Genomic DNA, 14,263 nt, shown 5'->3' on the forward strand with positions numbered 1-14,263 from the left:
GACTGTCGCAGATTCTTGCTTGTGAGCGATTGTCGATAACGCTAAACTCCTAAAAAACAAACAACTTACTCCAATCCCAAGGTTTTCAATGTTTATACGATTGACTCCGGTTGTTGCCATCGCCTTACTATCTGGATGTACTTTAACCAAAGGCGAACAGTACCACCAAGAAACGTTAGCTGCTATTCAGGCTTCTGAAACGAATTTCAATACTCGCGTTACCAACTTAGAGCTTCAACTTAGTAACCAGTCGGATTACATCGAGAATCTGGAAGACCAAGTGGATAAGTTAAATGGCGAACTTAGCACCTTCCGCAAAGAAGCGATGGACGAAGTCAGGAAGCCAAAAGAACCTATCATTGTTCAAGCGCCTGCTCCTGTTCAAGCCACTCCTACCCATGACATTGTCCTTGGCTCAATTGAGCGAGTGACGATCGATTCAATCAAACAAACTTTCGATGCTCGCGTAGATACTGGCGCAGCGACTTCTTCACTGAATGCAGTCGATATTGAAGAATTCGAACGAAATGGCAAAAACTGGGTGCGTTTCCACCTTGCTGACAATACCAAGTCAGAAGAAGAGAAAGATATTTGGATTGAAGCGCCAATTATTCGCTACGTGAAAATCCGTCAAGCAACCAATGAAGAACTAGAGCGTCGAGCTGTTGTTGAACTTTGGGTACGCGTTGGAAAAATTCATGAAAAAGCGCAATTTACGTTGGCAGATCGCTCTCAAATGAACCATCCTGTGTTACTAGGAAGAGAATTTATGCGCGACATCGCATTGGTTGATGTAAGCCGTAAATATATTCAAACGGAAGAAAAGAAAAAATAATAAGGTAGATTATGACGTCCAGAATACCATTTTACCTGTCAATCATCCTTTTGGTGGTGGCAGGCATCGCCTTGAGTGTTTTCAGACATCAGAATTACGGCGTTCCTTGGACTCCAGGTGAAACACGTCAAGTTTGGGATGTTGAAGCCCGCATTGAATTCAATGCAAACGGCGGTGAAGTAAAAGCTTCTCTTGCTGCCCCTCATACACAAAAAGGCTACACCTTAATCGGTGAGTCTGCGTCGTCTCCAGGTTACGGTGTTTCTTACGTAAACTCGGATTCAGGCCGCCGTGCTGAATGGTCAATTCGTCAGGCAACTGGCGCACAAACCATTTACTACAAAGCACAATTCTTGGTTGACCCTCAAGCTAAGGTAGACGAACTACCACCATCGGGTGAAATCACCAAGCCTACCCTTTCAGCTCCACAACAAGCGGCAGCAAACGCGTTGATTGAGCGCGCGATGAGCCGTTCGGCAGACAACGAAACTTTCGCTCGAGAGCTGATCAAAACACTCAACGATCCAGACAGCCAAAACGCGGCACTGATTCTAAACGACTTTGACCGCACTGATGCACTACATAAAATCTTGCTTACTGCAGGTGTACAAAGCAAAACCGTTGGTGTTATCGAGCTAGAAGATGGCCGTCGTCGTCAAACCATCCAACCTATGGTTCAAGTTTGGTCTGGCGATAAGTGGGTTCTGTTCTCACCAAATTCAGAACAAGCGGCAGCACAACCTAACCTTCTGGTGTGGGATGAATCAAACGTTTCTCTACTTGACCTAGTGGGCGGTAAAAACAGCCAAGTTCACTTCTCAATGATCAAGCAAGAACTCACGCCGCAAGAAGCAACAGATAATAAAGTGGAAGCTGACGGTCTATTGAACCTATCGATCCACAGCTTGCCTCTTGAAGAACAAGCGATGTTCAAGACCATCATGCTGATTCCAATCGGCGCTCTGATCGTCGTGTTCCTGCGCGTTATCATCGGTCTTAAGACATCCGGTACCTTCATGCCTGTTCTGATTGCGGTTGCCTTTGTACAAACGCAACTTGTGACTGGTATCGTTGGCTTCCTATTGATTGTTGGTACGGGCCTGATCATCCGAAGTTACTTATCGAGGCTGAACTTACTTCTGGTAGCAAGGATATCCGCGGTTATCATCACGGTAATCATGATCATCTCTGTGTTCACGGTTGTGGCATTCAAGATTGGTCTAACTGAAGGTCTAACCATTACCTTCTTCCCAATGATCATCTTGTCATGGACTATCGAACGTATGTCGATTCTATGGGAAGAAGAAGGTGCGAAAGAAGTAGCGCTTCAAGGTGGCGGTTCACTGCTAACAGCGGTACTGGTTTACTTAGCAATGACTAACACGTACATCCAGCACCTAACGTTTAACTTTATCGGCCTACAGCTTATTGTACTGGCAGGTATTCTACTACTAGGTACATACACGGGTTACCGTCTAACTGAGCTGCGCCGCTTTAAACCACTAGCGGAGGACTAAACGATGTTTGAACGTTTTACTTCGCCATCAAAGCTTCGCCATAAAGGCATTATGGGAATGAACAAGCGTAACCACAGCTACATTGGTCGCTACAATGATCGTTCTAAATACCCATTGGTGGATGACAAGCTAAAAACCAAGATCATCGCTGAAGCAGCAGGCGCGACTGTGCCTGCTCTTATCGGTGTGATTGCCAGCCAAGCTGAAGTGAAAAAGATCCACAAAATGGTCGAAGACTGGCCTGGTTTTGTAATCAAACCAGCACAAGGCAGTGGTGGTAAAGGTATCTTGGTTATCACTTCGCACAAAGATGGCGTCTACACTAAGCCATCAGGTGCTACCTGTAACAAAGAAGAAGTTGAGCGTCATATCAGTAACGCACTAGCGGGTCTTTTCTCGCTTGGTGGTAAGAATGATGTGGCTGTGGTTGAGAACTTAATTAAGTTTGATGACTGCTTCGACGGCTTCAGTTACGAAGGTGTGCCAGACGTACGTATCATTGTATTCAAGGGCTACCCTGTGATGGCGATGATGCGCTGTTCTACGGCAGCATCAGATGGTAAGGCGAACCTTCACCAAGGTGCGGTTGGCGTTGGTATCGACATCGCAACAGGCAAAGCCATTCGTGCGGTACAATTTGACCAACCAGTCACTCACCACCCAGATACTGGGAAAGACTTGTCGACACTGCAAGTGCCTCATTGGGAGCGTTTGCTAGAGCTTGCGTCTAGTGCTTGGGAAATGACAGGCCTTGGTTATATGGGTACCGACATGGTATTGGACAAAGAAGAAGGTCCAATGGTGCTTGAGCTGAATGCACGTCCTGGTTTAGCAATCCAAATTGCTAACGGTGCTGGCCTTCTACCTCGCTTGAAACACATTGAAAACCTTGGCATGCCAGCCGAGTATCCAAAACCGAAAGAGCGCGTTGCCTACGCAGCCGAACAATTCGGTGTGAAATCTCAGTTCTAATCTCTTAGCTAGCAGCTATTCCCATAGTTGCTAGCTAACCTTTCATATTTGAGCACTATCGCTCCCTTCTTAAGTAATTCATCGTTTTTATTACTCCAATCGATGATCCAGCTAACAAAACACACATCGATCGTTTCTTTTTTCTGCCGATTTTTGATTTTATATTTTCTCCCCCTTACTCAACTCGAGAGGTTGGGCGATGCTAACAAAAGAAACTAATAACAATGATACTTCGCTTGTAGAACAAGAGAGCTTTGACCAGCACTTACAACGTTTGTCGGAAATCTCTGTCCAAGCACTTGATGAGCTTGCTGAAATGATCGAAAAAGGAAATGACCTGTCAGAAGAATAGGATTCACCTTTTCACATTTAAGCGCCTGCTAAAAAAGCCGAGACTGTAGTCCTACAGCTCGGCTTATTTCATTCTGCGATAGGCGGTTTATATCGAGGCAGCCGTTTGCTCCTCAACACTCTCATCTAGGCGATAATCCGCTTTAATAATATCCGCTACTTTCTCTGCAATCATAATGGTTGGCGCATTGGTGTTCCCACCCACCAGCGTCGGCATGATAGAGGCGTCGACAACTCTCAATCCAGCCAAGCCATAAACCTTAAGGTCTTTGTCGACAACAGCCAAAGGATCCGTCTCAGTTCCCATTTTGCAGGTGCCAATTGGATGGTATTGAGTATCGGCACGATTGCGGATGTCCTGCTCAATGGCGCTATCATCGCAGGCATCAACCGGATAAAAGTTTTCGCCGCGAATCTCTTCGAACGCTTCACTTTCTAGCATCTGATGTTGCTTCTTCCAACCTTTGATCATGATTTCCATGTCTTCGGGATGACTGAAAAACGCCGGATCAATCAGCGGGTCATCATAAGGATTAGTGCTGCTGAGTTTGACAGTGCCAATACTCTTTGGACGCAATAAAGTCACGTGAGAGCTAAAGCCATGACTCATGTGCATTTTACGTGCGTGGTCATCAACCACTGCGACAACAAAAACAAACTCTAAATCTGGGACCGTGACATCTTCATCCGAACAGAGAAAACCAATGCCCTCAGCAAAGTTACTGCTCATTTTACCGTTACGGTTTTTCATCCATTGCGGTAGCGCTTTAGTCATTTCCGTTGCCATTTGCAGCGAAACACCAAACGTATCGCGCTTGGCCGAGCAGCGATAAGTGTGCACTAGATCGATGTGATCTTGGAGGTTCTCACCTACTCCAGGCAGTTCGTGCACTTGATCAATGCCGTGAGCGACGAGATCTTTCTTAGCACCAACACCTGAGAGCATTAGAATCTGCGGCGAGCCAAATGCACCTGCAGAGAGAATCACCTCTTTGTTGCACCTGATCTGAAAGCTGTGCCCTTTCAAGCCGTATTCCACTCCAATCGCTCGTTTACCTTCAAACAATACTTTGTGCGTGGTCGCCTTAGTGATAACGGTCAGATTGGGTCTGTTCAGGTTGGGCGTCAGATAACCTTTAGCAGCACTGCATCGCTCGCCATTGATTTGTGTTACTTGGGTTTGCATAGCACCCAATTGCTCGGCGCCATTGATGTCCGAATTACGTGGTACACCGATTGACTCACACGCTGTTAAATAACACTCAAGGATCTCACTTGGCGAGCGTAAGTTAGCGACATTAAGCGGACCACCTTGCCCATGGAATTCATCATGATGAACTTCGTTGTTTTCCGCTTTCTTGAAGTACGGCAAGCAATCTTGATAGCTCCACCCTTCATTACCAAGGCTTGCCCACAAGTCATAATCATATCGGTGACCTCGGGCATACATCATCGCATTGATGGAACTCGAACCACCAAGTGTCTTGCCCCTCGGCTGATAGCCTTTACGACCATTCAAGCCCGTTTGAGGAACCGTTTCAAAACCCCAATTGTTTATCTTGGTCGGCATCATGGCAACCACACCAACGGGCGTATGGATGAAAGGGCTTGAATCTGTGCCACCCGCTTCCAGTAAGCAGACGGTGACATTAGGATCTTCGGTGAGGCGAGACGCTAAAACACAACCAGCTGAACCGCCACCAACAACGATAAAATCATACTTGTCCATTTTCGACCTCCACAACGTCTAAAGGATGAAGCTCTCGTTTTAAAATCTTGCCAGTTGCTGTCATCGGCAGTGCTTTACGGATAAAGACACGACGCGGGTACTTGTAATCGGCCAGTTGTTCACGGCACCAAGCGATTAAAGTATCGGGGCAACAATGCGCATCTTGATGAAGCACGACATGGGCATGTACTTCTTCACCTAGGCGGTCATCATGCTCACCAACGACAGCCACCATCTCTACATCGGGGTGGCACATCAAGACTTCTTCAATCTCTCGCGGATACACGTTGTAGCCACCGCGAATAATCATGTCTTTGACGCGGTCGACGATAAACAAATTGCCGTGCTCATCCACACGCCCAATATCGCCAGTTAAGAACCAACCATCACGTAACGCATCGCGGGTTGCTTCTGGTCGTCCGTAATAACCTTTCATCACACTCGGGCTTTTTATGCAGACTTCGCCTAATTCCCCAACGGCTTGGCCATGCCCTTTTACATCGGCAATCTTAATTACGTAGCCACACAAGGGCTGTCCAACACTCCCCGGTAGTCGATCACCATCAATATGATTAAATGTCGCTACTGGCGCGGTTTCTGACAGCCCATAGCCTTCCAACACCGGTAGTTCGAAGCGCTGTTCAAACTGACGAATCACTTCTACTGGCATAGAGGCACCACCCGATACACCCAACCGAAGGCTATGTTTCACCAATTCAGAATGCTCCGGAGATTGCTCACCTGCTCTTAGCAGTGCGATATACATGGTTGGCACACCAGCGAACACGCTGACTTTGTGCTGGATAATTTGCTCAATCACGAACTTCGGCTCAAAGCGTGGAATCAGGACCATGGTAGAGCCTGTCAGCACGCTGGCATTCATCATCACGGTTTGCCCAAAGCTGTGAAATAGCGGCAAGGTCGCCATGGTTGTATCGCTGTATTCCAGACGCATCAGGTACTGGGAGGACATGGCGTTGGTTAGCATATTGGTGTGGGATAATTCAGCCCCTTTTGGCTGTCCTGTGGTACCGGAGGTATAAAGGATCACTGCGGTGTCATCACCATTTCTCGTTACCGATTCGAAACTCTCATGCTCTTCAGCAAGCCAAGAGTCTATTGCATGCTCTCCTTCCTCGCATTGAGCAGAGAGGGAGATAAAATATTCGCACTGCTCGGCCTGAGAAAATCCTTGCCTGCCAAAGCTCCCCATTGGTAATTCTTCGCTTCCTTCAAAGCAAAAGTACGCTTTAGCATCAGAGTCATTGAGGTGATACGCAATCTCACGGCCTTTAAACAGCACATTCAAAGGCACGACCACACAGCCTGCTTTTAAAATGCCGTAATACACCATGGGGAAATAAGTGATGTTTGGACAAGACAGCGCGACTTTATCTCCAACTTGGAGTCCCAGTCGTTTCAAGTTGGCAGCTATGTTGCCTGCGAATTTGTCGAGTGAAGCGTAGCTGATTTCATCATCGCCCATCCTGAGCGCCACTTTTGAAGGAAAGAGCGCAGCACTGCGCTCCAGATTGACAGCAAGGTTATGCATCCATGATCTCCTTTGGTCGCAAGGCAGCCAGCGAGCACTGGCTGCTGAAGATTCTTTGTGTAGAGAGGTAAGAATTGAGGGTTACGAGTGCTTGTTTAAGTCTGGGTCGGGTTTGCCTGCAAATACGCGCAGCACCAGCTTTTGCACCATGTTGCCGTAAGGCGGTGCAAACAATTGGATTGGGAACCAATCGCGCATTTTGAGCACTGTGCGCGCGTGGCTGAGTTCGCGGAAACCTTCTTCACCATGGTAGTTGCCAATACCTGAGTTGCCCACACCACCAAATGGCACAGAGTGATTAAGGACATGCCATCCCCAGTCATTGATAGTGACACCACCACTGTGGGTCTGAGTAAGCAAGGTTTCACGTTGTTCTGAGTTGTTGCTAAACAGATAGCAAGCCAGTGGTCGAGGTCTGTGGACGATATATTGAATCACTTCGTCGATTGAGCGATAGGTATGAACAGGCAATAGGGGACCAAAGATCTCTTCTTGGCAGATACGCATTTCGGGTGTCAGGTTGGTCGCAATATACAACGGTGTTTTTCGCCCTTCACCATAATCTAAGCACTGGGTAACCGTTGCCCCCTTCTCGCGTGCATCATCGAGTAAGTCATGGAAGCGTTTGTGCTGTGCATCATCCACCAATGCGGTGTAGTCCTGATTGGCTTTAATTTCGCCGTACATATTCTGATGAGCAAGCTTTAACGCTTCAACAAAAGCCTCTTGCTTACCTTCCGGCACAAAGGCGTAATCTGGCGCGATACAGATTTGGCCAGAGTTAAAGCCTTTGCCATGGGCGATACGCTCTGCTGCTTTCTCAACGTCATAATCATCAAATACCACCACGGGTGATTTGCCCCCTAGCTCCAAGGTCACTGGAGTAAGATTGGCAGCAGCGTTAGCCATGATGATCTTGCCGCTTGCTGGCGATCCAGTGAACACTAGATGATCAAAAGGCAGATGAGAGATTTCCATCGCCTCTGGATGATTCCCCTCAACAATGCGGACCAAGTTGTCTGGATAAATCTCAGCGAGCATGCGACGCAGCTGTCGAGTCGTCTCAGGGCAGTTTGGTGGCATCTTGATCATGCAACGGTTACCTGCCGCTAACGCCGTGATCATCGGGCCGATGGAAAGATACAAAGGAAAGTTCCAAGGACAGATAATCCCGACCACGCCTTTCGGCTGATATCGAACTTCCAATTTATTGCCTTTGAACAGCCACTCAGTAGGTCTACGACTTGGCTTCATCCAGCTTTTTAAGTGACGGACAACGTGGTTGATATCGAGGATAGGAGCAAGTATGTCAGCCATAACAGACTCGGTGTGACAACGACCTCCAAAATCTTGGCTCATTGCTTGTGCCAATACATCTTGGTATCGAGAAAGCTGCTTCTTCAGTGCCAACAAACGATGCTTTCTCACCGCATAGCTCGCTGCTGGTTCTGCTTGATAAGCGGCTTGTAACTCAGCAAACCACATTTCAAGTTCGCTCACTGTCGAATCATTAGTAGCAACCATTCCTTGATCACGCTGTACATCCGTATCTTGCTTAGCCAGTACATTCATGTTTCTCTCCTACTGTGCAATTTATTCAATTACAACATTTTGATAACATGAGGCACAGGTTACAAAAAGACAAAAAACGGTGATATTCGGACAGCTTTGAGACAAGCATGACTGAATACCATCGGAATAACCGCTAGGATTGATCCGAATTTAAAGGGGGCAATGATGGAATACACCGCAGTTTATGAGCCAGATACCGAATCCTGTGGTGTTTTGGACTTGCAGCTACTCACACGCTACCTTGAGCCCTCTGTGAAAGTGGAAACATTACTTGAAGGCAGTGGCATTAGTGCCCCCGAACTTTATGCCCCGGACACACACATCACCCTCGCACAAAAGCTGGTGATTTTTAGCAATGCCCTCGCCCATTCTGATGAGCCAGGACTGGGGCTTGAAGTAGGACAACAAGCTCGTTTTAGTGACTTTGGTGTACTTGGGTATGCTGTGTTTAGCAGTAATACCTTGCTCGATGCATTAATGATGGGCTTTAAGTATCTTCGGCTTGCAGGGCCGGTGTTAAAGAAAAAAATGTGGGTGGAAGATAACTCAGGATACTTTCGAGCTGAGCAACTTATCGACCTACAATCCATTTTGCCTTTTTGCTGTGAATATTGGTTCGCGGCCATTCAAAGTTTGTGTGAAGAGGTGATGCAAAAACCTTTTCCCTCAAAATTGATTCGCTTCCCTTATCCGGAACCTGAACACAGCGAGCTGTATGAACAAGTCTTCCATTGCAAAATAGAGTTCAACAGCGACCGTTTGGAATGGCAGTTCGATGCCACCAGCTTGTACGATCCGCTGCCAGCGGCGAATCCTATGACGCTGCAAATGTGTTTGAAATCTTGTGATGAAATGCTGGCCAAAGTAAGCGGTCATGTCAGTTTAAAAGAGAAGATCACACAGATGTTTCTCGAGCGGCCAGGTTGTTATCCCTCCATTGAGCAGTTGTCTACCGAGTTGGGTATGTCTTCAAGAACGTTGCGACGCCACCTTAAATCGGAAGAAAGCAGTTATCAGCAGATCCTTGACCATGTTCGCTTTCACTTAGCGCGCCATTACTTGGCTTCGACACAGATGAGTGTCGAGGAAATCTCTGAGCGTATTGGCTTCTCCGACAGCGCAAATTTCCGTTGTGCCTTTCGTAAATGGAGCGGCAACTCGCCAAGGCAATATCGACAACAAGTCCCTCAGTGATAGGTTTGTCTTTCATCAGAGCATAAACAAAAACGCCCGCAATCATTGCGGGCGTTTGGTTTTATTAGATTCGGAGTTTACGATTCAAACTCTTCAATCATCTCTTGCGCTTCGGTCTTAGGCTTATCCGTTTGACCAAAACCACGCAGACCAACTACGTGTACATGCTCGTGGTCTTTAAACACCTTACGCACCAGTTTGTAGGTCGTACCTTTCTCTGGGCTGATGTTTTCTGGTGCCGCGATAAGAAGCTGCATATCCAGACGGTCACACAATTCGAACAATGTCGCGATCGATTTCGCATCCAGGCGTGCTGCTTCATCCAAAAAGAGCAGACGACAAGGCACAATGTCTTTGCTTCGTAGACGACGAGACTCTTCTTCCCAGCTTTGCACTACCATCAGTAGGATTGACTGACCGGTACCGATCGCTTCACCTGTTGATAGCGCGCCAGACTCAGCTTGTAGCCAACCATCTGTACCACGGTTCACTTCTACACTTAGCTCTAGGTAGTTACGGTAATCCAGTAGCTCTTCACCCAGAACCTGAGGAGAACGTTGACCCATATCGATATGTGGGTTCACGCGTTGGAACAGTTTCGCCATTGCTTCAGAGAAGGTAAAGCGAGTCGATTCAAACAGATCTTTATGCTGCTCTTGCTGTGTCGCTAGACCGTTCAGTAGCACTTCGTGACTTTCGCGGATCTTCACGTTTAGACGTACGCCCTTCACCTGACCGAACGAGATGTTCGACAAACCTTGGTTCAGCATACGAATACGGTTTTGCTCACGCTGAATCGTCTTCTTGATGATGCTCGCTACTGACTCAGAGCTGATCGCTAGACGGTTTTCACGTTGGGTTAGCTCTTCCGTTAGACGCGCCAGCTCTACTTCCATCTCTTCGATCGCTTCCACTGGATCATCAGTACGGATGATATCCTGACGAATACGCTCACGAAGGTGTTGGTAAACCGCAATGTAGAACAGAACTTTACGCTCTGGACGTGCGTTGTCTTCTGATAGACGCAGCGCATCACGAAGATCATCGTTGTTCGCAACCGCTAGACGCAGTGCACCCAATGATTTATCCGACATTGAACGCAGTTCATCCGCTGACATGTAAGCCAGTTCACGCTTGTGTAGACGACGCTCAACATCGTTCTCACGCGCCAAACGAAGTACTGAACACCAGCCGGCTTTCGCTGCAACCACGAAGGTACGCAGCTCAACGTATTCTTTCTGAACTTTCTTCAGACGTTTCGCCAAACCTTTCATCTCTAGCTCAGTAGAGGTGATCGTACGCTCGTATTCGCTCTTACGACTACGAGAAGTGTGTAGACGCTCATGCAGTTCATCGCGACGACGCATTGCACGTTCTTCTGCACCTTCGTCCGCGTTAACGCCAAACTCTTGAAGTTCTTGTTTGAACTCTTGAACCGTTTCCAGTTTCGCTTGGTGCGAACTCTTCAATGATGCCAATACTTGGTTGTATTGGTTCATTTGACCTTGCGACTGTTTTAGCTCTTCACGAGAACGGGTACGCATTTGTTCAGCTTGAACCAGTTTCGCTTTTAGCTGCTCGCTCAGTTCGCTGCTCTTGTTCAGTAGATCTACTGAATCTGAGTAAGCGAAGTAGTGACGACGTTCAACAAGATCTGAAAGTGCAAAGATTTGTTTCTTAAGATCTTGTAGCTGTTCGTCTGCCGCTTTGTATTCTGCTTCTAGCGCATCGAATTGCTCTGGGTCAGCATCTAGAGCAACTGCGACTTTTTCCAGTTCCGCAACCGCTTTCGCGTGGTTATTTAGGAAAGCTTTTGCTTCTGAAAGCTGGGCGATTTTCTCTTCCAACTCATCAAAGCGCGCTTGCAGCGACTCATCTTCAATCAGCGCCATGTTTGGTGCTAGCTTGTCTAGAGAAGACAACGCTTGCTTGCTGGTTTGAAGCTGAGAACGTTGTTGTTGCTCTTTCGCATCCAGGTCAGCCAGTACGCGAGCAATTTGGTTACGCTTGTCACGAATGGTTGCCAGTGCTTGCTCTGGGTCAGCTTCGAATGCGACTTGAATGTGGCTTGCCACAAACTGATTAAACGCTTGATACAGACGCTGCATTTTTTGCGAATCGAATGCTGCTTTCGCGTGCTTCTCAACCACTTCTTCACGTTCGTTACGCAGTAACTCTAAACGTTGCTCACGTGCTGCACGGCCAAACAGTGGGATTTCAGGCAAGCGAGAGTAACGCATTTGGCGATCGTTCATACGAACGCAAACCGCGCCTTCTAGCTCTTCTGCATCAAATGAGCTGTCATCAAAGGCATCGATGTCACCTTCAATGATGTACAAGTCTTCTGGACAGTCGTCTAGCTCTACCAGTTTCTCTTCGATACCAGATAGGTCAGAAACAACGATAGCGTGACGAGCCGGACCGTACATCGCGCTGAAGTAAGGCGCGTCATCAATTGTGATGTCGTCGTAGATCTCAGACAGCAATACGCCGCCTAGAGTATCTGCCAAACCTTTCAGACGAGGGTCGTTTGAACCACCAGGAGAAGCAAGACGCTCAATCTCAGAGTCAAGTTGGCTGCGACGCTCTGCCAGTTTGTCTTTCGCCAGAGAAAGGGTCTTCTCTTGCTCAAGCACCACTTGCATTTGGCTCATGACTGACTGGCTATCTTCTAGCTCAGCGCCACTTTGTTCACGCAGTTTTTCTAGCGCATCGTTCGCCGCAATCCACGTTGGCGCAATGGCTTCTAGCTTGTTGATTTCCGCTGCTGCATCTTGCTCTAGACGACGCTGTTCGCTGCGTTGCTCACGCACGTCTTCCTGAGTCATTTCTAGCGAGTCGATTTGCATCGCGTGACGCTCACGTTCTTGTTCAAACGTGATTTCGTCAGTCAGTTCAACATGGAACTGTTTTTGGTATTCGTTGACTAGCTCGCGTGCTTGACGTTGCTGGTTAAGGCTACGCTCAAGGTCACGGTGCTGTGCACGCCATTGTTGTTCGTTTTGCGCGACTTGCTGAGATTCACGCGCTTTCGCAATTGCGGTTTTCGCATGTTCAGACGCGTCTTTACGCTCAACTTGACCAACGATGCTTTGTACCAGTTTAAGCGCGGTTTCGAACTGCTCTGCTGCTGCAGAAGACATGTCCAGTTTGTGCTTAACTGATAGTAACGCATTGGTGCTTTCTGATTCTTTGCTCTTAAGCTCAGAGACAAGCGCTTGTGCCGATTCTGCCGTTAGGCTGTCATCGCCAAGTAGTTGCTTCGCTTTTTCCAGCGCTTGAACCGCTTGTTGGTATTGAAGGGCACGAGTTTGCTGAACGTCGAGCGCTTGTTGGTAGTCCGCCAATTGCGTCTTAAGGCTATCCACCTCTTCTTCCGCAACAGTCGCTTGCTCTTCTACCATCATCACGCGTTCTTGCGCTTCTTCCACGACCATCATCTGTTCTTCAAGACGCTCACTCAGCTCTTCAAGATCTTCTTCGTAGCGTTCGATCTTCTCTTGCTGACGCAGTGCGTTTTGCACCAATTGCAAGTGATCCGAAGCAGCTTGGTAATCTTGCTCTAGCGCAGATTCCGACTCGATCAGCAGTTCTAGCTCTTCTTGAACACGGTTAAGCAGGTTGTTTTGCGCAACGAGAGTTTCACGAGAACCGAACAGCTCTGAACGTAATGACAGCGTTTTATCCAACTTGTTACGACGATCGTTCGCGTGACGCATGTAGTCCGCCGCCACGTAGTTAGTCGACTCTGTGATCAAGTGTTTGAACAAGTCACGGTCTGCTTGCGTAGTTTTGATCGCTTCTAGCGTCATGCGGTTTTCGCGCAGTGCCGATTCCATATCTTGGAACGCTTTCTTCACGCCGCCGTTTTGTGGCAGAAGGTAGTCACGTAGCGAGCGCGTGATTGCGCTTGAGATACCACCGTAAAGCGATGCTTCGATCAGACGGTAGAATTTAGAGCGATCACCAGAGTTACGCAGTTTCTTTGGAATCACACCGAATTCGAACATCTGTGAGTGGTAATCCACGATAGAAGAGAAGGCTTTGAATTGAACACCTTCAAATTCTGCGATCGATTCTTTTACTTCGTTGATTTGACGTACACGAGCTTGAGTCGCTGATACGCTTTCAATCAAGATATCCGTTGGTTTCACATGGCTTGGAAGACCTTGGATAACAAACGGTTTGATGTCTACTTTCTTATCACGACCCGCAACTTGCTGCAGTTTTACTGCGAACAATAGGCGTTGGTTACGTGAGTTCACCACGTCTAGCGCCGCATAACATGCGCCCGGCTGTAGCTTACCGTACAGACCTTTATCGCGAGACGATTGGCTGCTGCCTGCTTCTGTGGTGTTACGGAAGTGCAGTAGCGTTTGGTCAGGAATCAATGCGGTGATGAACGCCGCCATTGTGGTTGATTTACCTGCACCGTTACCACCTGATAGCGTGGTGACCAGACCATCGATGTCAAACGTGCGGGCAAAGAAGCCGTTCCAGTTGACCATGGTCAGCGATTGGTATTTACCGCGTTCAATCAT

The 14,263-nt window shown here is 47.8% G+C and carries 9 protein-coding genes; 5 read left to right on the forward strand and 4 right to left on the reverse strand.

The features are described 5' to 3' along the window. The first annotated feature begins 88 nt into the window (after positions 1 to 88). The 4 genes from GXP65_RS09570 (at position 89) to GXP65_RS25035 (ending at position 3,676) form a co-directional block, all read left to right on the forward strand. A complete protein-coding gene (locus tag GXP65_RS09570; RefSeq protein ID WP_162092665.1) occupies positions 89 to 835 on the forward strand; it encodes an ATP-dependent zinc protease in 747 nt (248 codons plus the stop codon). 11 nt (positions 836 to 846) lie between these two features. Beyond that, positions 847 to 2,352, forward strand: a complete 1,506-nt coding sequence (locus GXP65_RS09575) for an inactive transglutaminase family protein (protein ID WP_005426303.1) — start codon at positions 847 to 849, stop codon at positions 2,350 to 2,352. Between the two features lie 3 nt (positions 2,353 to 2,355). Beyond that, entirely contained in the window at positions 2,356 to 3,324 is a 969-nt protein-coding gene (locus tag GXP65_RS09580) for an alpha-L-glutamate ligase-like protein (RefSeq protein WP_005426199.1), read from the forward strand. A gap of 199 nt (positions 3,325 to 3,523) precedes the next feature. Beyond that, on the forward strand, positions 3,524 to 3,676 hold the full coding sequence (locus GXP65_RS25035) for a hypothetical protein (protein ID WP_005426147.1): 153 nt from the start codon (positions 3,524 to 3,526) through the stop codon (positions 3,674 to 3,676). A gap of 87 nt (positions 3,677 to 3,763) precedes the next feature. Here the strand turns inward: GXP65_RS25035 and GXP65_RS09585 are convergent, their stop codons facing one another. The 3 genes from GXP65_RS09585 to GXP65_RS09595 form a co-directional block, all read right to left on the reverse strand. After that, positions 3,764 to 5,404 (reverse strand): GMC family oxidoreductase N-terminal domain-containing protein, encoded by a 1,641-nt coding sequence (locus GXP65_RS09585; RefSeq protein ID WP_162092666.1) that lies wholly within the window; start codon positions 5,402 to 5,404, stop codon positions 3,764 to 3,766. Further along, positions 5,391 to 6,956, reverse strand: a complete 1,566-nt coding sequence (locus GXP65_RS09590; protein WP_162092667.1) for a long-chain fatty acid--CoA ligase — start codon at positions 6,954 to 6,956, stop codon at positions 5,391 to 5,393. Before GXP65_RS09590 ends, GXP65_RS09585 begins: the two co-directional genes overlap by 14 nt. Before the next feature lie 81 nt (positions 6,957 to 7,037). Continuing rightward, a complete protein-coding gene (locus GXP65_RS09595; protein WP_162092668.1) occupies positions 7,038 to 8,528 on the reverse strand; it encodes a coniferyl aldehyde dehydrogenase in 1,491 nt (496 codons plus the stop codon). Positions 8,529 to 8,693: 165 nt separating this feature from the next. Between GXP65_RS09595 and GXP65_RS09600 the strand changes: the two genes are divergently transcribed. After that, the gene (locus tag GXP65_RS09600; RefSeq protein ID WP_045377896.1) at positions 8,694 to 9,722 is read left to right on the forward strand and encodes an AraC family transcriptional regulator; all 1,029 of its coding nucleotides are present in this window, start codon (positions 8,694 to 8,696) and stop codon (positions 9,720 to 9,722) included. A gap of 77 nt (positions 9,723 to 9,799) precedes the next feature. Here the strand turns inward: GXP65_RS09600 and mukB are convergent, their stop codons facing one another. Further along, positions 9,800 to 14,263 carry a chromosome partition protein MukB gene (mukB, locus tag GXP65_RS09605; protein WP_162092688.1) on the reverse strand — a complete coding sequence of 1,488 codons (4,464 nt, stop codon included), beginning with the start codon at positions 14,261 to 14,263 and terminating at the stop codon, positions 9,800 to 9,802.

It is taken from the genome of Vibrio sp. LB10LO1, assembly GCF_010092875.1.
Lineage (GTDB): Bacteria > Pseudomonadota > Gammaproteobacteria > Enterobacterales > Vibrionaceae > Vibrio > Vibrio campbellii.